The organism is Paenarthrobacter sp. FR1, assembly GCF_051106045.1.
In the GTDB taxonomy this organism is placed as follows: domain Bacteria; phylum Actinomycetota; class Actinomycetes; order Actinomycetales; family Micrococcaceae; genus Arthrobacter; species Arthrobacter nitroguajacolicus_A.
In genome coordinates this window covers 205,274-224,461 of record NZ_JBPFSF010000009.1, presented here as the reverse complement: position 1 = coordinate 224,461, position 19,188 = coordinate 205,274, and the positions used below count along the sequence as shown (strand labels likewise).

Below are 19,188 nucleotides of genomic sequence, written 5' to 3'. Positions count from 1 at the left end.
CGTCGGCGGCGGAGGAATGCGCCTTGGAGTTGGCGGAGGGTTTCTTCTGTGGGTTCGGGGCCGTCTTGGTCGATGAGGTCGGCCCAGCGTTTGGCGATTTTGGTGAGGAAGTCGGGGTCGGACTGCCGGGCGGTGGCGGTGAGGGCGTGTTCCATCCGGGTGAGGGTTTCGGGTTCGGTCAGGTGCCGGACTTTGTCCAGTGCGGTGCTGATGATGGTCGCGGACCGGGACGGTACTTGGGCCGTGGCGAGGGCTTCGGCGAGGATCTCCCGCCGGGCCGGGACGTGTTGGCCGGTCATTCCCGTCTGGGGCAGGACCTCCGCGGCGAGGGCAAGCCGTCGCCGGGCTTCCCCGATACCGATCCGCAATCGGGCCCGCAGGAACTCCGCGGCGTTCCGGTACCCATCATCCAAGAGACCGGCAGCGGAACTTTCAGCCTCCGCACCCAACACGGCACCAGCACTACCCTCCGCACCCAACACCACAGTGGCAGTCGGGTCGACTACACCCGCACCCGTGTCGGTCAAACCCGGTTCAGTCCACCCGGTCCGCCACTCCGGCGCTGTAGCCGCCGACCCCCGCCGCGCCATCTGCGCCATCTGCGCCTCGCTCCGGGTCCGTTCCACCGCCTGCGCCGCGAGAACCTGCAGATACTCCAGAGACCGGGACATATCCTCAACCCGGCCGGCGAAATCCGCCGCCTCCACCAAACCAAACAGCCCGGCCTCATCAACAGCACAGGCCCGTACCTCGTCGATTGCAGCCGCCCCCACCTCAAGGGCCTCACCCAACCCGGGCCCACCAGCGCGCAAACCGCTTACGGGTCCAAAAGCCAAGGACGGCCCAGCCGGAGCGTCCGAGCCCGGCCTCCCAGATCCCGGACCTCCAGCGGCCGATGTCCCCGCCCCAGCGACCACCGATGTCTCCGCCGGGTGCCCGGCGTCCGCTCCGCCGTCCGCAGCGGTGACTGTTGCGGGAACCGCGGACTGGCCGGTCGAATCCACCCCGGGAAGGAGCCCGGCCCTTAGCGGATCGTCCGCGAGGGTGGTGACCGTCGTCGGGCCCTCAACGAATGCAGTGGCGGGCTGGACCGGCAACGACATGGCCGTCCCGGCGGAGGGGGCAGCGAGCAGGAGACCAGCATCGGCAACATCCGCCCGCCGCTCCAACACCCACCCTGCGCTCTCCATACGAAAACCCTGTCACGACAGCCCCACCACCATCAGCCCCGGATTCACCTATGTGGAAAACAGCCTAGGTTCTGCCGTCACTTCGGTGTCGGCAACAACGCGGTCCTTCATCTGGTCGCCCTGCCCACTGGCGTCCTGGGCGCATCTGACTCGATGTTTCCAGCGGTTTGGAGAAGCTGCAACGCCTCTGCCCCCGGGGTTCCAGGGTCTGCGGCGTACATGAGGACGCGGTGCCCTGACTCGTCGGGCGGTGTGAGTACTTCGAAGTTCAACTCCAGGTAGCCCACCTCCGGGTGATGCATGTATTTCAGCCCGGACATGCAGTTCTCCACCGGGTGCTTTGCCCACAATTTCGCGAAGTCCTGGCTCTTCAACGTGAGCTCCCCAACCAAGGAAGCCAACTCCTGATCGTCGGCCGATTTGCCTGCCATCAGGCGCAGGGACGCGACAGCCCGCCTGGCCTCCTCCGGCCAGCGCGCATAGAGCTCGCGCGTGTGCTCGTCAAGGAACAGCATTCGGGTCATGTTGGGACGGGTGGAGGGCCTCTCCGGAGCTGTGTAATCCAGGTGGCCGGCAACGAGCCGGTGCCCGAGCGCATTCCACGCCAGTACGTCGCTGCGACGGCCCAGGACCACGGCTGGAGTGCTGGCCATGGACTGGATCAGCCGCAACGTTCCGGGGCGCGCGTTGTCTGGTTTGGCAGGGACGCGCCGCCTGCCCTTTCCGGGGCGCGCAAGGTCGAAGAGGTGGGCCCGTTCGTCGTCGTCCAGGTTCAAGGCGCGGGCAATGGCGTTGATGACGGATTCGGAGGCATTGGTGCTGAGGCCCTGCTCCAGCCGCGTGTAGTACGTGGTGCTGACGCCGGCCAGCATGGCGAGTTCCTCCCGGCGGAGGCCCGGGACGCGGCGGATACCGTAGTTCAGCACTCCGACGTCTTCCGGCTGCAGAGCGGCGCGACGAACGCGAAGGAACTCCCCAAGTTCATTGTGTGTATCCATTCGCCCATTGTTCCGTGACGTGCAGGCATTGTCCTGTCACTGCCAGTGATAGCCACGGCAGGGGGTGGTTGACACGTACCAAGCCGTCCACGATGAACCCATGCCAGCAACTAACGAACTCACCAGCAAGTCATCAGCACGGGGCATGACCACCAGGCAGCACCTGGCACTGGTCGTCCTGCTGACCGCAAGCTTCACCCTTGCCGTCGACTTCTCCATCCTCAACGTTGCCCTGCCAACCATTGGCGCGGACGTGGGCTTTTCCTTGGATAACCTCCAATGGATCGCCACTGCCTTTGCCCTGTGCGCCGCCGGTCTTACGCTCCTGTTCGGTCGGGTGGCTGACGTTGCCGGCCGCCGGAAGCTGTTCTTGATCGGCATGGCACTGCTCGGCGGGGCATCACTGGCCGGCGGGATGGCCACCGAACCGGCGCTGTTGCTGACCGCGCGGATCGGGCAGGGTGTTGCCACGGCCATGGTAGTGCCGGCAGCACTTTCGCTGCTGCTCGGCTCTTTTCCCGAAGGCCCACTTCGGGATAGGGCACTCGGGCTGAACGGCTCCTTGATGGCCGCCGGATTCACCACCGGCGCCATCCTTGGCGGGCTGCTGACCGATCTCCTCAGTTGGCGTTGGGCGTTCTTCATCAACGTACCCGTCGCAGTTGCCGTTCTCCTGGTTGCGCCTGTGGTGCTGTCCGAAAGCAAGCCGAACATCAAGCGTCGACTCGACATACCTGGAGCCATCACGGTCACCCTGGGCCTTCTTGCCCTGATTTTCGGCCTTACCCGGGCGGCAGAACATTCATGGGCCGATTCCCTGACGCTCGGCGCGCTTGCGGCCGCCGTCGTCCTCTTTGCCATCTTCGCTGCGGTTGAAAGCCGCGCCCAGCACCCGTTGGTCCCCCTCGGAGTCCTGAAGCGTTCGAGCGTAGCGTGGGGCAATATCGCCGGGGTTCTTGCGTTCGTCACCGAGACGTCGCTGGTGTTCCTGCTGACCCTTTACCTTCAGCAGGTCCTCGGCTATACGCCGCTGGGTGCCGGACTTTCTTTCGCCGTCCTCGGTTTGGGCACGGTTCTGGGCGGCCTCCTCGGGCCAAAAGTGATCGCGATGGTGGGCAACAAGAAGGCAATCGTTTACGGGTTTGTAGTGCAGGCCGCTGCTACTGGCGTCTTGGTCCTGCTCAGCGCAGAACCCGCTTCCATCGGATTGTTGTTGGTGGCGACGTTTGTTGGGGGCGTCGCAAACCTCGTGGTCATCGTCGGCTTCATGGTCACGGCCACCTCCGGCTTGCCCGACATCGAGCAGGGAATGGCGACCGGACTGGCCACCATGAGCCAGCAGATCGGCATCACCATGGGGATCCCCGTGATGAGTGCGGTGTTCACTGCCCAGTTGCTGGCGGTCGGAGCCAGCGATGCGACCGCCGTGCTGAGCGGCGTCACGGTAGCGATCACCGTCAACGCAGTTCTTTGCCTCGCAGCGGCATTGGCCGTGGCATTGTTCCTCAACAGGAAGGCGCCACCAGCCGCGGGCTGAAGCCGGGCGCCGGCGGCGAAAGCGTACGACGGCGGCAGGTCGCCGTCGTGCGCTTGTTGCGTTGGGTGCGGCTTGCTGCGGCTGCGGTTACGGCCGTTGGGACGCCGCTGCGGAAGGTTCGAGGTCCGCGAGGGTGAGCAGGTGCACGGGGTCGGCAGGGAAAGGCACTGTGGACGTCACGGCCAAGTCCGGGCCGACGTGAACCAGTTCGCCGGAGGCCATGGGGCGCCAGCCCGGGTTGTGATCCATGGGCTCGGTCGCAAAGAGGACGTGCGGAGATCGGGCAAGCTCTGTACTGCGGGAATGGATTCGCCTGCTTCGGACGTCTAGTGGCGCGGGCGGATCCGGAGCAGCGGCCGGATCCCTTTCCAGCACATACAAGGGGTGGGTTGCCGGGTACCTGAGCGCCCATAGTTCGGTCGCCGTGGACAGGATGAAGTTCAGGCTGAAGACAGGCAGTTCGCGGGCAATCCAGCTGATCGCCCGGGTGATGCCTGCTCCGATGTCCCCACCCGACCTGCGGGTTTCAGCAGTGATCAGCGCGAAAAGGCGTTCGCTGTCCGACTGTCCCAGCACCAAATCCATGACCCCGAGCTCGGTAAGGCGGCGGTCGAGTTCATCCAGGCCGTGGAGTACGCCATTGTGCGCCAACAGGCGTCCATCCTGTTCGAACGGATGAGTGTTGGCCAGGGTGAGCGCGCCGGTGCTGGCGTATCGGACGTGCGCCAGGAACGTGGTGCTCTTCAGGTCTCGAGCTTCACGGGCGAAGGCGTGATCCTCCCATGCGGCGAGGGGTTGCTTGGCCACATGGGGTTTTCCGTCCGCCCCGAACGTGCCTATGCCCGCTCCGTCAGGTTCCCGGCGGCTCTGCACGGAGAGGCTGTCCGGAGCGTCCAGCAGCCAGAAGGTGGCACGGACGGGCCGGGGACCGGCATGCAGTCCAAAGAGACGGCACATGGCAACTCCTCCAAGGGTTAGTGGTGGAAGCCCTGTGCCTGCTTGTCCGCGGGCATGGGTGCTGTGAGGCTGTCGAGGTAGTCCACTTCCTTCTTGAGGTCAGCCAGGAAGCTGGAGGCGAGGTCGCGCGTGAAGCCGTTGCGGACCACGATCCTTTGGACCGTGACGTCGCTCAACCCTTCAGGCAGGGGGTAGGCAGGAACCAGCCAGCCGTTCATTCGCAGGCGCTCGGACAAGTGGTGGAGGTTCCAATGTTCGGTGTGCCCGTCGTTGAGCTGCCAGGCGAAAACCGGGATGTCGGAACCGTCGCTCCAGAGGGTGAAGGCTTCCATGGCTCCGATCTCGGTGGAAAGATACAGCGCAACGTCGCGGGACGTGGCTTGGACGGACCGGTATCCTGCAAAGCCCAGCCTGAGGAAGAGGTAGTACTGCAGCAACACTTGGGCGCCGGGTCGCGAGAAGTTAAGGGCAAAAGTGGGCATGTCCCCGCCGAGGTAGCTGACGTGGAAGATCAGGTCCTCAGGGAGTGCCGCTGCGTCCCTCCACACCACCCAGCCGAGCCCGGGATAAACCAGCCCGTACTTATGGCCGGAGGTGTTGATGGAGGCCACCCGCTGGAGACGGAAATCCCATACAGTCTCCGGTTGCAGGAACGGAGCCACCATCGCTCCGGAAGCGCCGTCAACATGGATGGGAATGTCCAGGCCACGGCGTGCCTGGATGTCGTCCAAGGCTTCGGAAATGAGCTGAACGGGCTCGTAGACGCCGGTATACGTGACGCCCATGATCGCGACGACGCCGATGGTGTTCTCGTCCACGTACTGGTCCAGGTCATGGCCGTCCAGCATGGGGTGTTCAGCTGATACCGGAACGAAGCGGGCCTCCACATCCCAGTAGTTGCAGAACTTCTCCCAGCACACTTGGACGGCCGAGCTGAGGATGAGGTTGGGCTTATCAGTGGACTTGCCCTCGGCACGCCGGGCATGCTGCCATCGACGCTTCAGCGCCAGGCCGCCCAGCATGCAAGCCTCCGAAGATCCGATCGTGGACGTGCCGATGCTCTTTTCGGCATCCGGAGCGTTCCAGAGGTCCGCGAGCATCCGCCAGCACCGGGTTTCGATGAGCGCCGTTTGCGGGTACTCGTCCTTGTCGATCATGTTCTTGTCGAACGTCTCGGCGTACAACGTGGCCGCTTCTGGTTCCATCCACGTCCCCACGAAGGTCGCGAGGTTCAGCCGGGAATTCCCATCCAGCATCGCTTCATCATGGACAACTTGATATGCGGTGGACGGCAGGGCCTCGCCCTCGGGAAGGGTGAACCGGGGAAAGAGGGTGGATTCTCCCGGCCTGCTGAACAACGGGTTCAGCTCCACTGCCGTGTTGGGTTGGTGCTGTGACGTTCGGTGGGACCTGCTCATGGGCCAGCTCCTTTGCAATCGTCCGCTCGCTGCGGGGGCAACCTGTCTGCCGTTCACGCTACCCGGGCCGGCGAGCACACCCAAGGCTTCCGCCGGGCTGATGGCACAGCAAAACGCCCGACGGCGGTAGTCGCCGTCGGGCAGTTTTGTTTACGTTTGCGGGCGGTGCGGAAGCCTAGTCCGGAATCTCCATCTGGAATCCGCACTCATCGCAATGCAGCACGCGAGTGTTGAGGTAGGCCTCAAGTTCAGGATCAACGTTTCGGCTCGAGAAACCAGCGGTCAGCAAGCTCCGTTTGCCGGCGCCCGTGTGCATGGGGACTCCACAGTGCAGGTAGTGCTTTCCGAACTGCAGGAGTCCTGGGAGTTTCGCTGAAGTGTTCAGGACCTCCGCAACGTCTGCCACGGTTGCTGCGTGCTCGCGGAAGGAACCGCAATTCCTGCAGTTGTAGCCAACCTCGACGAGTCCGGCCGAGAGGTCGGAGTGGGCATCGATGGTGTCAACCATGAGGTGTTGGCTGGTGCCGCATTGTTCGCAGCGGGGCTGGGACGCCGAGGAAGACGTCAAGGAAGAGGAGGAAAAAGTGGGGTGTGCTGACTGAGCAGACATTGTTGACCCTGCGGTGATGGAGAGTGGATACCTTTGTCACAAGTATGGTTTCTCCACTCCTGAGAGTAAGTGCGCGGGTGCCGTCCTGGCAAGCGGCTGAATCACCTCGCAGGAATTGCCGCTACCGCAAATGCATGGGCGATGGGACGATTTTCATATGGGCGAACAAGAGTATGGCCAGCCCGCCGCGCCGCCAGGCGCAGCGTCAGAGGACAGGGGAGACCCCACAACACAGCAGATGCGGACCATCGGCCAGCGGAGGCGTGAAGCCGAGCGGAAACTGGACCTGCACTTGGAGGAAGCAAGCCATAAGGGCGAACCGTCCGCTACTGAAGGCGAGGGTCATTCCGAAGGGTAGAGCCGCTCGCGTTCCCGGGATGCTTGGGGTGGACCAGTGGGGTGTCACTGCTGTGGGCTTCGCCGTGATGGAGCTGCAAGGCGCTGTGGATGAGCGGAAAGTGGCTGAAAGCCTGCGGGGTATTGCCAAGCTGCCGCTGTGCACGCGGATCCCATTCTTCGCTGAGCAGGCCAACATCGTTCCGCAGCGTCAGTAGGCGCTCGAAGAGTTCGGTGGCCTCGACCTTGCGGCCAATACCCAACAATGCGTCCACCAGCCAGAACGAACATGCAAGGAACACGCCTTCGCTGCCTGGTAGTCCGTCATGGCCTGCCTCGGTGCGGTATCGCAGCACAAAGCCGTCGTCCGTGAGCTCCTTCTGGATGGCATCCACCAACCCGGCGACCCGGGGGTGGCGGTGGGGAAGAAAGCCAACGCGGGGTATCAGGAGCAGGCTCGCGTCGAGTTCCTTGCTCCCGTAGGACTGCACGAAAGTGTTGCGTTCCTCGTCGAAGCCCTTGGCCATGACGTCGGCGTGGATCTCGCTCCGGAGCGCTGCCCAGCGGTCGTGCGGACCGGGCAGTCCTGAGGTCCGGACGGCCTTGACCATGCGGTCGGCTGCAACCCACGCCATCACTTTGGAGTGGGTGAAGTGCTGCCGGGGCCCACGCATTTCCCAGAGCCCGTTGTCCGGTTGGTCCCACGCCCCTTCGAGGTACTCCATCAACGCGACCTGAATGTCCCAGGAATTGTCTACGGTGCCCGGAGGCGAAGCGGCCCGCGTCAGTGAGAGTCCGTCCAGAACCTCACCCCAGACGTCCAGTTGAAGCTGCGGAGCCGCGGCGTTTCCCGTGCGGACCGGCTGTGAACCTTCGTAACCGGACAGCCAGGGGATGTCTGCCTCCGGAAGTCTCCTGGCGCCGTCGAGCCCGTACACAATCTGAAGTTCGGAGGGGTCGCCGGCGATAGCGCGCAGCAGCCATTCCCGCCACGCCGCGACCTCTTCCGTGTAGCCGGCGGCGAGCAGCGATTGGAGTGTGAGCGTGGCGTCCCGGAGCCAGCAATAGCGGTAATCCCAGTTGCGCGGGCCGCCGATTTGTTCGGGCAGGGATGTGGTGGCGGCGGCCACAATGCCACCTGTAGGCGCATACGTCAGTGCCTTGAGGGTAATCAGGGACCGTTCCACCGGCTCCTTGTACTTCCCTGTCATTTCGCTGCGGCCGATCCATTCCAGCCAGAACGATTCGGTGGCCTCGAGTGCCCGGTGGGGGTCGATCCGCCTCGGCTCGCGCTCATGGCTCGGCGCCCAGCGGAGCACGAAGGGAACCTTGTCGCCCGCACGGACGGTGAAATCGCTGTACGTCCGCCGGTCCCTGCCTTCGAGCGGGGCGTGGGTGGTGAGGTATGCGGAGTCCGGGCCTGCTACTGCGCTGATGCCGTGCTTGCTGTGACGGACCCAGGGCACCACGCGACCGTAATCGAAGCGCAGGACCAGCTCCATGTGCATGTCCACCTCGCCGGACAGGCCTTCGACGATGCGGACCAGGTCCACGGCGTCGTCGCGGACCGGCATGAAGTCGGTGACTCGGACGGAGCCGCCGTCCACCTCCCACTCGGTTTCGAGGATCAGGGTGTCCTCACGATATTGGCGTCGGGTGCAGTTGCCGTCCGCAGGGGTCCCGGCCGGTACCAGGAGCCAGCGGCCGGCGTCGGAAGTGTCCAGCAGTGCGGCGAAGCACGCGGGCGAATCGAATCGGGGCAAGCACATCCAGTCGATGGAACCACTTCGCCCCACCAGGGCCGCCGTGTTCAGGTCCCCGATAATCGCGTAGTCCTCAATCCTGGCCATGGATTCGATCCTAGCCTTCGCCTGCCGCCAAACGGCTGAGGCCATCGAGGATGAGGTCCAGGCCAAAGCCGAATTCGTCGCCAAAGTCGTAGCCGGGTTTGAGGACATGTTCGACGGCGATCTCCACCATGTGCGGATACTCACCGGTGGCGAAGCGCTCCATGATGGGGTTGGTGATCTCGGCCGCGGTGTCGCGGCCTTCGAACGGCAAGGCTGCTTCCTGGAGGGCGAAGCCGTAGATGTAGCTGTCCAGCAGGGCGTAAGCATGGGCTGTCAGTTGTATGGAGAAGCCCGCCGTCCTCAGGGTAGCGAGGGTTGCCTCGTGGTGCCGAAGGGTTGCAGGACCGGGCGCGGAACGGCTCTCCATCAACCCGACTGCCCAAGGGTGGCGCCTGAGCGCGGATCGAACTGCCTGAGCCCTCCGGTGCATTTCCTCCCGCCATTCTCCATGGGGGGCGGGCAGGTCGATTTCACTGAAGACCATGTCCACGATGCCATCAAGGATTTCGTCCTTGTTGGCCACGTAGTAGTAGAGCGACATGGGTTTGGTTCCCATGCTTTGGGCGAGCGTGCGGATGGTCAGGGCCGCTATTCCGGACTCGTCGGCAAGCGCGACGGCGCATTCAAGCACCCTTTCCCGGCTGAGTGGAAGGCGTTGGGATGCTGCGGTGGTCACGAGTCTTCCTCTTTCCAAGCTGGCCTCTAGCGGTTTAGTACAGTGTACGGTAGCGTCATTGGTACAACGTACGAAAAAATCGAAACACACCAATGCAATGAAAGGACCGGCCATGGCAAATGGTCAGCAAGCCAAGGAATCACACCCGTCAGAAGCCCCGCCGGCCTCTGAAACCATGCGGGCGATCGTGCAGGAGGCGTACGGTTCGGCCGATGTCCTGCACCAGGTGCTGATCCCGCGGCCCACCATCAAGGAGAACGAAGTGCTGGTTCGGGTCCTTGCCGCAGGGCTGGATCGTGGTACGTGGCACGTCGCCTCGGGCCTGCCATACGCGTTGCGCTTGGCCTACGGATTCAAAGCGCCCAGAAACCCTGTCCCCGGGCTCGATCTCGCTGGCACTGTGGAGGCCGTTGGAGCGAAGGTGACGCGTTTTGCGGTGGGAGACCAGGTCTTCGGGTCAGGCAAGGGTTCTTTCGCCGAGTACGCGTCGGCCCGCGAAAACCAGCTCGCCCACAAACCTCGGAACGTCAGCTTCGAGCAGGCGGCCGTGGTCCCGGTGTCGGCCTGCACGGCGCTGATTGCGTTGCGGGCGGGTGGCATCGACCCCAGCCGAGGTGCCATGCCGCAACCGCTAAAAGTCTTGGTTACCGGCGCATCAGGCGGCGTGGGCAGCTACGCGGTGCAGTTCGCCAAAGCAGCTGGCGCCGAGGTGACCGGCGTGGCCAGTACCACCAAGCTGGACCTTGTCCGTACCCTGGGGGCCGACCACGTCATCGATTACACCGCGCAGGACTTCGCTGACGGCGCTGGACAGTATGACGTCATCATCGACATCGCCGGAAACCCCACCATCTCCCAGCTCCGCCGGGCGCTCAGCGCTTCCGGTAAGGCTGTGATTACCGGTGGAGAGGAGGGCGGATCGTGGACCGGAAGCCTGGACCGACAATTCCGGGCTGTGGCGCTCTCGCCGTTCATCCGCCAGCGGCTCACCATGATCGTGGGCACGCAGGGAGCGGAGGACCTTGAATACATCGCGGGACTCCTGGCGGCGGGAACATTGACCCCGGCCATCGACCGGACCTACCCGCTCGCCCGGGTGCCCGATGCCATGCGCTACTTCGACGCCGGCAAGGCCCGCGGCAAGATCGCGATCACCATCTGAGCCGCGCGGCGCCCAACGCAACAAACGCACGACGGCGGCAGGTCGCCGTCGTGCGTCAGGCCTCCATGCGTCAGGCGTCCCTGATGGGGCGGTCAGCGGGTACGGCGTCCGGCGCAGGGGCCGTGGTGATGGGTTCGGCCAGTGGGGGCGGGTTCCTGGCCCCGCCGCGCTGGGACGCGGCGCCGGCGAACACCACAAGGGCGATGCCGATGAACTGGACGATCGATGGCTGCTGGTGCAGCACGATGAGTCCGAGGAGGACGCCGAAAGCCGGTTCCAGGGACATGAGCGTGCCAAAAGCTGTGGAGGTCATGCGGCGCAAGGCCATGAGCTCCAGGATGAACGGAAGAACGGGCATCAGCAGTGCCACTCCAAGGGCAGCCACAAGGACCCCCAGGCTGAGGTGCCCCGCCGCTTGCGGAATTCCCACGATTGCGGCGGTGACGGCGGCCACGGGAACCGTGAGCGAGAGTGCGCCGATACCGGTAAATCGATCGCCGATCCTTTGGGTCAGCAGTATGTAGGCACCCCAACCTGCGGCTGCGATGGTCGCGAACAATACGCCCAACACATCAATCTGCCCGTGCCAGGGTTCGGTCAGCAGGATCACTCCCACCAGTGCCAGCACCGGCCATGCCAGGGCCCGACGATTGTGGCTGCGAACCGCTGCGACGGTCAAGGGGCCGAGGAATTCGATGGCCACGGTGGTGCCGAGGGGAATGCGTTCAATTGCTGCGAGGAACATGATGGTCATCAGTCCGGTGGCAATGCCGAGCCCCAGCAGGGTTGGCACGTCGTGCCTGCGAACGGAACGCAGCGGTGGGCGGGCGATGGCCAGGAAGATGATGGCACCCAGGCTGAGCCTTAACCAGGCAGTTCCTGCCGGACCGACTTCGGAGATGAGGTTCACGGAAAATGCGGAGCTAAGCTGCACCGAGATCATGGCCGCGACCGCGAGTCCCCACGGTGGAACCGGGATGCGGTTACGAGTGGTCATGAACCCGTCTCCTGCCGATGCCCCGAACCCACTCCAGGCTCAAACACTGCCAAGGAGAAGCGGGCGGGTTCGCTGCCGGAGTTGGCATACGAATGCGCGACGTCGCCCGGGAAGGTCAGGGAGTCGCCGACTTCGAGAGTTACAGCCTGGCCCGCCACGTCTACGGTCAGCGACCCCATGTGGACCTGAAGGAGTTCCTTGGTGCCCGCGGCATGGGCTTCGCTACCGTGGCTATCGCCCGGTCCCAGCGTCCAGTCCCACAGTTCCACCACGTCCGGAGATTCGGTTCCCGCCACCAGGACTCCGCGGCCACCCTGCCCGCTCCTCCACAAGGTGGCGCCTTCGCCGCTGCGGACCACCCTGACGGGCTTCGGCCGCGGTGACTCCACCAGGGCGGGAAGTCCGACGCCCAAGGCGTCGCTGATTCTCAGCAACGTGCCGACACTGGGGTTCGCTGCTCCCTGCTCCACGTTGACGATCATTCTCCGGCTCACGCCGGCGGCTTCGGCCAACTGATCAAGGGTCCATCCGCGGTTCTGGCGTTCTTGCTTCACCCGTGCGCCAATGGCCAGGGAGAGCGTGGTGGTGCTTTCATCCATAAGTGCAGCATACTGCACTGGCAGTGCACTGCAATTCGCGATGGGCGCGGAGGCCTAGCCGCGGGGATCGGCGCGTGCTACCACTGACCATAAGAACGAGACCCCCAAGGAGAAACTGTGGCCGAAGACCTGCCTGTCCTTGTTGTCGGTGCCACGGGTTTTCTGGGTGGCCAAGTGGTGGATGAGCTTCTCAAGCGCGGCAAGAAGGTTCGTGCGCTCGTTCGCCCCAAGTCCAAGACCCACAAGCTTGAGGCGAAGGGTGTGGAGATCGCCCGCGGAGACATGTTGGACGCAGCTTCGTTGATCACTGCGATGACCGGCGTATCCGCGGCCATCTCCACGGCCGCCGGCTATACCCGAAATGACAAGAACGCCCACGCGATCGACACCTACGGGAACAGCAATCTTGCGGTGGCGGCCAAGCATGCCGCAGTGCCCCGCTTCGTGTTGATCAGCATCGTCACCAGCGATCAAACTCCGCAGATTCCCCACTTTTGGAACAAGAAGCTCGCGGAGGACAAATTCGAGGAGCTTGGCGTCCCGTTTGTAGCGCTGCGGCCGGGTGCCTTCTTTGACCAAGCGGTCGGCATGGGTGGCGATCCCTTTGCGAAGGGTCGCTTTGTGTGGCTCGGATCCAAGAACGCTCGGCTGACGTTCGTCCTGGCCAGTGACGTCGCCGCTTACTTGGCGGAGGCGGTGGATGCGGACATCGTTGAAGGGGAGCGCATCGACATCGGCTGGAGCCGGCCCGTGAGCATTCAGGAAGCTGCGGACTTGGCCGGGCGCAGGGCCGGTAAGCCGATCAAAGTGATGACCATTCCAGCGGGAGCCATTGCCGGACTCGGCAAAGTCACCTCCAAGATCCTTCCTTTGGTGGGTGACATGGCCAGTATGGTGGCATGGTTCGAGACCGGTAAGTACGTTGCCGACACAACCCGCCAGGAGCAGGTCTTCGGGCCGGCGCCGACTCCAGAGGATGCCATCTCCCGGGTAGCCGCTCGCTACGGCCACTGATTGGCGCGCTGCCCCGCTGATCAACACGTCGCTCAATGTCTGGTGGGAGCGGTAGATCGTAAGTATCCTGATCACACAGATCCGGCCGGAGACATTTCCCGCGGGCCGGACCAACATGAGGAGCACGTTATGAGAATCGGTTCTTCCATTGCCCTGATCGCCGTCGGAGCTATTCTGGCTTTCGCGCTCGCCCCTGGACTCATCCCCTTCCTGGACCAGGTTCTGGTGGGCTACATCCTGATGGTGGTGGGCGTCATCGGCCTGATCATCTCCATCGCTATGTCCAACAGGACCCGCCGCACCGTCGTCGAACGGCGCACGGCTCCCGAAACCGTTGTTGAGCGGCGCCCCGAGGTTTAGCAGCCGCAACAAACGCATGAAGCGCACGACGGCGAGTTGTCGCCGTCGCGCGCTTCATGCCTTAAGGGAGGGGCAGGCTAGGCAGAGGTAACCCCGCTGCGCTGTCCCGCCGTGTTGGAGTTGCTCCACTCCGGCGAGCGGAAGTGCGCGCCACCGAACATTGGGAAGGGCAGCAAGCCCTCCTGGTCACGAAGCTGTGCCCACTGGCGGTTAATGCCGTGTGTTCCGTAGCGTCGGAGTTGGGTAACGCGGTCCAGGTCCAGTACGGCAAAGAGGATCTCTTCCCCGCCCCGAGCATGCTGCATGATGGTGCCCTCGGGGTCCACGATGACGCTTTCACCCACCCCGGAAGGGGATGCGCCGTTGACGTTCACCACATAGACCTGGTTGGCGAAAGCATTGGCTTGGGACATGACGATCTCCATGGCCCTGTCCCGGGTGGTGGTGAGCGTTGGCTGGATGATGACTTCGGCGCCGAGCCAGGCCAGTTGCCTCGCCACCTCGGGGAAGCTGCCGTCGAAGCAGATAGCCAGGCCAATGCGTCCGCAGCCGGGGATATCGAACGTGACGAAGGAATCCCCGGGAGTGGTGGTTTCGAAGGGCCGCCAGGGGAAAAGCTTGCGGTAGCGTGCCACGATTTCGCCTTGGGGTGAGACGGCGATTGCGGTGTTGTAGGTGTTCCCGTTGTCAGTTTCCAGCAGTGAGCCGGGGACGAGCCACACATTCAGCCGCCGGGCCAGTGCCGAGATGCGGTCGGTCAGCGGGCTGGGGATGGGGGCGGCGGATCGGGTTTCGCCTTCCGGGTCCGGCATCAGGAACTCTCCGGGTGCCGCAAGCAGGAGTTCGGGAACCACGATGACGTCCACGTCGGGGCCGAGCTTCTTGGCTGATTCGGCCTGGGCCTCGAATCGTGCCCAGGTGGCCTCGAGGTCGTGGGGGACCGGGTTGGTTTGAATTGCTGCGATGGACAGGATGCGCATTTATGCCTCGGTTTCGTTGCTGAGAATGGTTGAAAGTTGGTGGCGGGTGGTGACGTTGCCACGGGGGATGGCTTCGCCGGAGAAGAAGCGCCGGAGGCGGGGCTTCAAGATCGCGGTGACCAGCAGGCCCAGGGCCAAGGCGCCGATGCCGATCCAGAAGACCGAACCGATGCCCAACCACGAAAGCCCCGCGTATTCAGGGGACAGCATGTCCACTGCGCTGTACGCGAACGCTCCGATCATCAGGAGTGCGCCGAGTCCGGGGAGGACACCCTTCAGGACCAAGGTGGAAACGGAGTTTCGCATCAGTGGCGCGAAGTACACCACTGAAGCCATGGCCGTCGCTGCGTAGTAGGCCGCGATCATGAGGCCCACCGACAGAATGGCCAGGCCGATGAAGTCGGCGCTGATGGCCGTCAGCCCCAGTGTTATTGCCACGGTAATAATCGCCCACCAGGTGATGGACGTTGTGGGGGTTCCGCGCCTGGCGTGCATCGTGGTGGTCGCCGGGTGGAGGGCTCCATAGGTGCCCATGCTGAGCCAGGTCCGGGGAGTGCTGACAGCCACGGTCATGAGCGCCGCCAGCGCGGAGAGGCCCACTGCCAGCATGATGACCTGGCCGAACACGTCGCCGGTCGCCTGCGGGCCGAGGACTGAGAGGACATCGGAGACGGTTTCCGGATCCGTGATGCCCGCGGTTCCTGCGAAGCCAACGGCGGCGGTGGCCGTGACGACGTAGAAGAACAGCAGGATGACGGTAGTGATGACCACTGCCTTGCCGGGCGTTCCCTTGCGGTCCGTGGTTTCCTCATTGACCGCAATCAGGGCATCCCAGCCCCAGTAGATGAACAGGCACAGGATGACGCCGGAAACGAGCCCGGACACGTCGCCGGATGCGAAAGGGTTGAACCATTCAAGGCCCGGTTTTTCAGCGCCATCCGTGGCGTTGCCCGTAGCCATCGCGGTGAACGCTGCGACGCAGAAGCCGCCGAGAGCCACCAGCTGCAAGGCAATCAGTGCGTACTGAACCCATGCGGAGAGCTCGATACCCCTTGCAGCGATCCATGCACTCAGGACAACCAGCCCGCACGCTATCGCGGCCACTGCGATGGGCTCCGCTGCGATCCATGCCAAGCCGGCGAAGTTGAGCAGATACGTGGTGGCCACTTGGGCCAGCGCCGCGCTGGCAATGAAGGTTGCCATTTGGGGTACCCAGCCACCCAGGAACCAACCGGCTGCCGGTCCGAAAACGCGGGTGATCCAGACGAAAACACCGCCACAGTCGGGCATTTCCTTGTTGAGGTCCCGGAAGGCGAGGGCGGTGAACAGAATCGGCACGAATCCCAGGAGGAAGGCTGCCGGGGTGCTTGCGCCAACAGCCAAGACAACGAAGCCAAGGGTTACGGCAAGGCTGTAGGCGGGGGCTACGGCAGCAAGGCCCAGGGCAACGGTGGGGCCGATACCAATGGAGCCGGCCTTGAGGCCCTTGGACGGTGGGTTCTGGGGTAAAGGGCCCTTGGCGAGCCCGGCGGGGAAGGGTGGTTGTGGCACGGAGACTCCTCGTTGAAGCGGTAATTTGAATCACATTCAAATTTGAATGCCATTCAATAACGGTCTAGAGTCAAAGTCAACAGATATCTTCAGAAGTCGGGGTATCTTCAGAAGTCCGGGGGAGCGGCAGTGGCAAAGGTGCACAAGAAGGAAATTCGACGCCAGGAAATAGTGGCCGCAGCCCAGGCCGTGGCCGCGCGCGATGGCGCGGAGGGCGCCACGCTGCGTGCCATCGCCGCAGAGGCGGGCATGGCCGCCAACGCTGTGCTGTACTACTTCGGCAGCCACGCAGAGATCATTGCGGCTGCCGTGCATGCATCGTCGGACAGGTTCCTGGAAAAGCTCGACGAGGCCATCGACCCCGGCATGGGCCCCACGGCCCGGTTGGCCGCGGTCATCAGCGCGGGAACGACCGCCGGGCTGGACGACGACGTCTCCCGCATTCTCTACGAGTACTGGCCGCACATGCTGCGGGATCCCGAACAACGCCGGATCCAGGAAGAGCTCACCGCCGCCCAGGAACGCATTTACCGTGACATCATCGACGCCGGAACGCTCTCGGGAGAGTTTTCGCCCGTCTTGGATCCGGCCAGGATTGCCCGCACCCTTGTAGCCCAGGAAGACGGGCTGGTGATGGATGTGTTGGCCGGGAGTGCCAGCAGCGAGTATGTGCTGGACCTGATGGGGAGCCTTGCGGCCGCTCTACTGGGAGTCAAAGAGGAAATCCTGCTGGGGTTGGTCAGCGCCCGGAATGGGTCATCACCCGCGGCGTGACGGCGTAGGCTGCTTCCATGGAGAAGTCATTCGACATCGAACTTGTGAATCAGAACGAGTACCTGGTGCGTTGGGCATCCGAAGGGCAGACCGGGGAATCCCTGGTCCATACCAACCCGGATTTCCTTGCAGAGGCGGGATTGGGCGGCTTCGATGAACAGTCGGTCGTGGAAGAAACCACCAGCTACCTCGCCGAGCACCAGCCCGTGATCGACTTCCCCCAGACTGTTGACCTGGAAGAAATTGCCGCAGCCTACGGCGACTACGCGCAGCAACTCAAGGCACGGCTCGAAGCCAGATAACCGGGCGCCCCGGCCGCCCGATCCTCGAACCGGGAAGCCTATGCCAACGCGCCTGAACTCTCTATTCTCGTGACAAGGGCGTTTGGGAGCATGGCGTGCGGGGAGCTTGGGGGTGGCACATGGGCACACAGGTCAATACTCCGCCTGCTGACAACTACGCCGCCTTCATCTTGAGGCTGGAGGCGGCTGCTTCGAACCTGGGCAAGCGCGCGAAAGCCGTGGATAAGGCAGTCTCTTCCGTCTCGCTGCTCTTGGAGAAGTACCAAGTGGCACTGCTGGGATGGGAGCGTCGGCGTGCCCGTGTCAGCGAAGAGCTGGACCGGTACTCGGGCGAACCGCAGACGTACGCCACCCTGGCGGAACTCCACGACACGGCAGTCAAGATGGTGTCGACGCGCCGTACCCAGGCACTCCGGATCGCGGAAAAGCTGCGGCGCTTGCAAGCGCAACGAGAGGCCGTGGGTCAGTCGCTGCGCGAACTCGAGGCCAGCAGGGCAAAGCTGACGTCGGCACGGCGTTTGTCACGCGACCGGGAAAACCTGAACAGGGTCATCTACCAACTCGCTGGCCCACGATCCGGCCCAACCACCCGGGACCAGGGTCTGCGCAATGATCTGCGGGAAGCACGCCAGGCAGTCATCCTGGCCGAAGCGCTCATGGAAGTGAAGGGAACCTGACGATGAATGATTCGGTGCGCCAACCATTGCAGCACGACTCCGTGACGGTGGTTCGCTGGGAGAGGAAGCCAGGCGACAACCCCATGGTCAAGTTCATTATTTTCAGTGCTCTGGGCCTGGTCCCTGGCCTTGCCCTGGCCTTCATGCCCGGCTTGGGAGGCTTGGGTGCGACGACCCTCTTCACTGCGCTTTTCGCCACTATCCTCACCATCCCGGCGATCGCTGGTCAGCGGAGCTTCATGCTGGGGCTCACCAAGAGAGTGAACGACACCATCGTCGAGGTGACGGGTAGCTCCCGCGACAGGCTTTCTGTGAAGCAACTCCGCCGATTGATTGCCAGCGGCGAGCCTCTTCCGCTCACAGTCAGCGGGCTTCCCGGGTTGCGGCTTCACGCCAAGCGACTCCTCGCGGTTGAGGCCGACGCTCCCCAAAAGTGGGCCGTCAAGATCTCGGCAGTCCCGCAAAGGGAGGGAGTTGCCAGCTTTGACCGTTTATTGTCGGCGGCGTTGTCCGCCCGGTCGGAGGGTCCCGGCGCCAGCTAGTACTCCATGGCTCCTCCCCCGGATCAGACCCTGGCGTCGGCGGTGACGCGCTCGCCGTTGAAGTACTCAAGCTCCCAGCCGTCCGTCACGTGGTGATGGGCCAAGTTCAAGACAGCGTTGTGGACACTGTCCAAGGTGCGACCGATGGCACGGTTGAGCGTCAGCCGAATCAAGGTGCCGTGAGCAACTACCAGGACACGCTTGCCGGCAAACTCTGCGGCCAGTTCCTCGAGCGCTCCCAAGCCTCGGCTGGCGGCGTCGTCATCGCTCTCGCCGCCACGGAATCCACCCGGAATGCGCAGGGCCTCCAGCTCGGGGCCCGCCTGCAGTCCCTCGGCAGGTCCAAAGCTGCGTTCGGTCAGCTCCGGAACGAGCCGCGCGACCTTGAGTCCCAGCCCCTCGGCAATGATCTCGGCGGTCTCAGCGGCACGGCCCAACGGCGAGGAGACTACAGCGTCCCATGAGCGATCCGACAAGAAGGCGACGGCGTCGCGCGCCTGTCCGCGGCCGACGTCGTTCAGTGGAATATCGGTAGAGCCCTGCAACCGGCGCTCCGCATTCCAGTCGGTCTGGCCATGGCGGACGAGGGCAAAGGTTGTAAGGGTCATGCCTCCCATTGTGCCCTGAGGCCCTGCCGGACCGCAGTTCCGTGCGTCAC

At 63.9% G+C, this 19,188-nt stretch carries 21 protein-coding genes; 9 read left to right on the top strand and 12 right to left on the bottom strand.

From position 1 onward, the window contains the following. Both ACR30Z_RS17650 and ACR30Z_RS17645 read right to left on the bottom strand, forming a co-directional pair. Window positions 1–1,190, bottom strand: a 1,190-nt coding sequence (locus tag ACR30Z_RS17650) for a DUF222 domain-containing protein (RefSeq protein WP_434373886.1), incomplete at its 3' end; no start/stop codon positions are given. Between the two features lie 107 nt (window positions 1,191–1,297). Beyond that, entirely contained in the window at window positions 1,298–2,188 is an 891-nt protein-coding gene (locus ACR30Z_RS17645; protein WP_434373884.1) for a helix-turn-helix transcriptional regulator, read from the bottom strand. Window positions 2,189–2,333: 145 nt separating this feature from the next. Here ACR30Z_RS17645 and ACR30Z_RS17640 point away from each other — a divergent pair, with 145 nt between their 5' ends. Further along, window positions 2,334–3,725 carry an MFS transporter gene (locus ACR30Z_RS17640; RefSeq protein ID WP_434373889.1) on the top strand — a complete coding sequence of 464 codons (1,392 nt, stop codon included), beginning with the start codon at window positions 2,334–2,336 and terminating at the stop codon, window positions 3,723–3,725. 87 nt (window positions 3,726–3,812) lie between these two features. Here ACR30Z_RS17640 and ACR30Z_RS17635 read toward each other — a convergent pair whose 3' ends face one another. From ACR30Z_RS17635 to ACR30Z_RS17625, 3 genes are all read right to left on the bottom strand, one after another. Next, the gene (locus ACR30Z_RS17635) at window positions 3,813–4,682 is read right to left on the bottom strand and encodes a class II glutamine amidotransferase (RefSeq protein ID WP_434373882.1); all 870 of its coding nucleotides are present in this window, start codon (window positions 4,680–4,682) and stop codon (window positions 3,813–3,815) included. Window positions 4,683–4,699: 17 nt separating this feature from the next. Beyond that, window positions 4,700–6,100 carry a glutamate decarboxylase gene (locus ACR30Z_RS17630; RefSeq protein WP_434373880.1) on the bottom strand — a complete coding sequence of 467 codons (1,401 nt, stop codon included), beginning with the start codon at window positions 6,098–6,100 and terminating at the stop codon, window positions 4,700–4,702. Between the two features lie 175 nt (window positions 6,101–6,275). Continuing rightward, a complete protein-coding gene (locus tag ACR30Z_RS17625) occupies window positions 6,276–6,608 on the bottom strand; it encodes a hypothetical protein (protein ID WP_144652367.1) in 333 nt (110 codons plus the stop codon). Between the two features lie 259 nt (window positions 6,609–6,867). Here ACR30Z_RS17625 and ACR30Z_RS17620 point away from each other — a divergent pair, with 259 nt between their 5' ends. Then, complete coding sequence (locus tag ACR30Z_RS17620; RefSeq protein WP_434373878.1) at window positions 6,868–7,068, top strand: hypothetical protein; 201 nt, start codon at window positions 6,868–6,870, stop codon at window positions 7,066–7,068. Here the strand turns inward: ACR30Z_RS17620 and ACR30Z_RS17615 are convergent. Both ACR30Z_RS17615 and ACR30Z_RS17610 read right to left on the bottom strand, forming a co-directional pair. Continuing rightward, window positions 7,037–8,896, bottom strand: coding sequence for a glycoside hydrolase family 15 protein (locus ACR30Z_RS17615; protein WP_434373876.1), 1,860 nt, complete (start codon window positions 8,894–8,896; stop codon window positions 7,037–7,039). The genes ACR30Z_RS17620 and ACR30Z_RS17615 overlap by 32 nt on opposite strands. A 10-nt stretch (window positions 8,897–8,906) precedes the next feature. Then, on the bottom strand, window positions 8,907–9,572 hold the full coding sequence (locus ACR30Z_RS17610) for a TetR/AcrR family transcriptional regulator (RefSeq protein WP_434373874.1): 666 nt from the start codon (window positions 9,570–9,572) through the stop codon (window positions 8,907–8,909). A 112-nt stretch (window positions 9,573–9,684) separates the two neighbouring features. Here ACR30Z_RS17610 and ACR30Z_RS17605 point away from each other — a divergent pair, with 112 nt between their 5' ends. Beyond that, window positions 9,685–10,734 (top strand): NAD(P)-dependent alcohol dehydrogenase, encoded by a 1,050-nt coding sequence (locus ACR30Z_RS17605; RefSeq protein ID WP_434373872.1) that lies wholly within the window; start codon window positions 9,685–9,687, stop codon window positions 10,732–10,734. A 70-nt stretch (window positions 10,735–10,804) separates the two neighbouring features. On the opposite strand, the gene ACR30Z_RS17600 is transcribed toward ACR30Z_RS17605, so the two are convergent. Together ACR30Z_RS17600 and ACR30Z_RS17595 are read right to left on the bottom strand one after the other, a co-directional pair. Then, window positions 10,805–11,731 carry an EamA family transporter gene (locus ACR30Z_RS17600; RefSeq protein WP_434373870.1) on the bottom strand — a complete coding sequence of 309 codons (927 nt, stop codon included), beginning with the start codon at window positions 11,729–11,731 and terminating at the stop codon, window positions 10,805–10,807. Next, window positions 11,728–12,330, bottom strand: a complete 603-nt coding sequence (locus tag ACR30Z_RS17595; RefSeq protein ID WP_434373868.1) for a helix-turn-helix domain-containing protein — start codon at window positions 12,328–12,330, stop codon at window positions 11,728–11,730. Before ACR30Z_RS17595 ends, ACR30Z_RS17600 begins: the two co-directional genes overlap by 4 nt. 117 nt (window positions 12,331–12,447) lie before the next feature. Between ACR30Z_RS17595 and ACR30Z_RS17590 the strand changes: the two genes are divergently transcribed. Both ACR30Z_RS17590 and ACR30Z_RS17585 read left to right on the top strand, forming a co-directional pair. Beyond that, window positions 12,448–13,344 carry an SDR family oxidoreductase gene (locus ACR30Z_RS17590; protein ID WP_434373866.1) on the top strand — a complete coding sequence of 299 codons (897 nt, stop codon included), beginning with the start codon at window positions 12,448–12,450 and terminating at the stop codon, window positions 13,342–13,344. 129 nt (window positions 13,345–13,473) lie between these two features. Next, entirely contained in the window at window positions 13,474–13,704 is a 231-nt protein-coding gene (locus ACR30Z_RS17585) for a DUF6458 family protein (RefSeq protein ID WP_144652359.1), read from the top strand. A gap of 77 nt (window positions 13,705–13,781) precedes the next feature. On the opposite strand, the gene ACR30Z_RS17580 is transcribed toward ACR30Z_RS17585, so the two are convergent. Together ACR30Z_RS17580 and ACR30Z_RS17575 are read right to left on the bottom strand one after the other, a co-directional pair. After that, window positions 13,782–14,684 (bottom strand): carbon-nitrogen hydrolase family protein, encoded by a 903-nt coding sequence (locus tag ACR30Z_RS17580; RefSeq protein ID WP_434373863.1) that lies wholly within the window; start codon window positions 14,682–14,684, stop codon window positions 13,782–13,784. Continuing rightward, complete coding sequence (locus tag ACR30Z_RS17575) at window positions 14,685–16,235, bottom strand: APC family permease (protein ID WP_434373861.1); 1,551 nt, start codon at window positions 16,233–16,235, stop codon at window positions 14,685–14,687. 129 nt (window positions 16,236–16,364) lie between these two features. Here ACR30Z_RS17575 and ACR30Z_RS17570 point away from each other — a divergent pair, with 129 nt between their 5' ends. The 4 genes from ACR30Z_RS17570 (at window position 16,365) to ACR30Z_RS17555 (ending at window position 18,530) form a co-directional block, all read left to right on the top strand. After that, complete coding sequence (locus tag ACR30Z_RS17570; protein ID WP_434373859.1) at window positions 16,365–17,009, top strand: TetR family transcriptional regulator; 645 nt, start codon at window positions 16,365–16,367, stop codon at window positions 17,007–17,009. 17 nt (window positions 17,010–17,026) lie between these two features. Continuing rightward, window positions 17,027–17,311, top strand: a complete 285-nt coding sequence (locus ACR30Z_RS17565; protein ID WP_144652357.1) for a hypothetical protein — start codon at window positions 17,027–17,029, stop codon at window positions 17,309–17,311. A gap of 119 nt (window positions 17,312–17,430) precedes the next feature. Beyond that, window positions 17,431–17,988, top strand: a complete 558-nt coding sequence (locus tag ACR30Z_RS17560; protein ID WP_434373857.1) for a hypothetical protein — start codon at window positions 17,431–17,433, stop codon at window positions 17,986–17,988. A gap of 2 nt (window positions 17,989–17,990) precedes the next feature. Beyond that, complete coding sequence (locus ACR30Z_RS17555) at window positions 17,991–18,530, top strand: hypothetical protein (protein WP_434373855.1); 540 nt, start codon at window positions 17,991–17,993, stop codon at window positions 18,528–18,530. A gap of 23 nt (window positions 18,531–18,553) precedes the next feature. Here ACR30Z_RS17555 and ACR30Z_RS17550 read toward each other — a convergent pair whose 3' ends face one another. Then, a complete protein-coding gene (locus ACR30Z_RS17550) occupies window positions 18,554–19,147 on the bottom strand; it encodes a histidine phosphatase family protein (RefSeq protein ID WP_434373853.1) in 594 nt (197 codons plus the stop codon). Between the last annotated feature and the right edge of the window lie 41 nt (window positions 19,148–19,188).

What these genes read in the sequence shown, in the direction of transcription:
- ACR30Z_RS17645 (WP_434373884.1), bottom strand. Translation starts at nt 2,188, where the DNA reads ATGGATACACACAATGAACTTGGGGAGTTCCTTCGCGTTCGTCGCGCC.
- ACR30Z_RS17640 (WP_434373889.1), top strand. Translation starts at nt 2,334, where the DNA reads ATGACCACCAGGCAGCACCTGGCACTGGTCGTCCTGCTGACCGCAAGC.
- ACR30Z_RS17635 (WP_434373882.1), bottom strand. Translation starts at nt 4,682, where the DNA reads ATGTGCCGTCTCTTTGGACTGCATGCCGGTCCCCGGCCCGTCCGTGCC.
- ACR30Z_RS17630 (WP_434373880.1), bottom strand. Translation starts at nt 6,100, where the DNA reads ATGAGCAGGTCCCACCGAACGTCACAGCACCAACCCAACACGGCAGTG.
- ACR30Z_RS17625 (WP_144652367.1), bottom strand. Translation starts at nt 6,608, where the DNA reads ATGGTTGACACCATCGATGCCCACTCCGACCTCTCGGCCGGACTCGTC.
- ACR30Z_RS17620 (WP_434373878.1), top strand. Translation starts at nt 6,868, where the DNA reads ATGGGCGAACAAGAGTATGGCCAGCCCGCCGCGCCGCCAGGCGCAGCG.
- ACR30Z_RS17615 (WP_434373876.1), bottom strand. Translation starts at nt 8,896, where the DNA reads ATGGCCAGGATTGAGGACTACGCGATTATCGGGGACCTGAACACGGCG.
- ACR30Z_RS17605 (WP_434373872.1), top strand. Translation starts at nt 9,685, where the DNA reads ATGGCAAATGGTCAGCAAGCCAAGGAATCACACCCGTCAGAAGCCCCG.
- ACR30Z_RS17600 (WP_434373870.1), bottom strand. Translation starts at nt 11,731, where the DNA reads ATGACCACTCGTAACCGCATCCCGGTTCCACCGTGGGGACTCGCGGTC.
- ACR30Z_RS17595 (WP_434373868.1), bottom strand. Translation starts at nt 12,330, where the DNA reads ATGGATGAAAGCACCACCACGCTCTCCCTGGCCATTGGCGCACGGGTG.
- ACR30Z_RS17585 (WP_144652359.1), top strand. Translation starts at nt 13,474, where the DNA reads ATGAGAATCGGTTCTTCCATTGCCCTGATCGCCGTCGGAGCTATTCTG.
- ACR30Z_RS17580 (WP_434373863.1), bottom strand. Translation starts at nt 14,684, where the DNA reads ATGCGCATCCTGTCCATCGCAGCAATTCAAACCAACCCGGTCCCCCAC.
- ACR30Z_RS17565 (WP_144652357.1), top strand. Translation starts at nt 17,027, where the DNA reads ATGGAGAAGTCATTCGACATCGAACTTGTGAATCAGAACGAGTACCTG.
- ACR30Z_RS17560 (WP_434373857.1), top strand. Translation starts at nt 17,431, where the DNA reads ATGGGCACACAGGTCAATACTCCGCCTGCTGACAACTACGCCGCCTTC.
- ACR30Z_RS17555 (WP_434373855.1), top strand. Translation starts at nt 17,991, where the DNA reads ATGAATGATTCGGTGCGCCAACCATTGCAGCACGACTCCGTGACGGTG.
- ACR30Z_RS17550 (WP_434373853.1), bottom strand. Translation starts at nt 19,147, where the DNA reads ATGGGAGGCATGACCCTTACAACCTTTGCCCTCGTCCGCCATGGCCAG.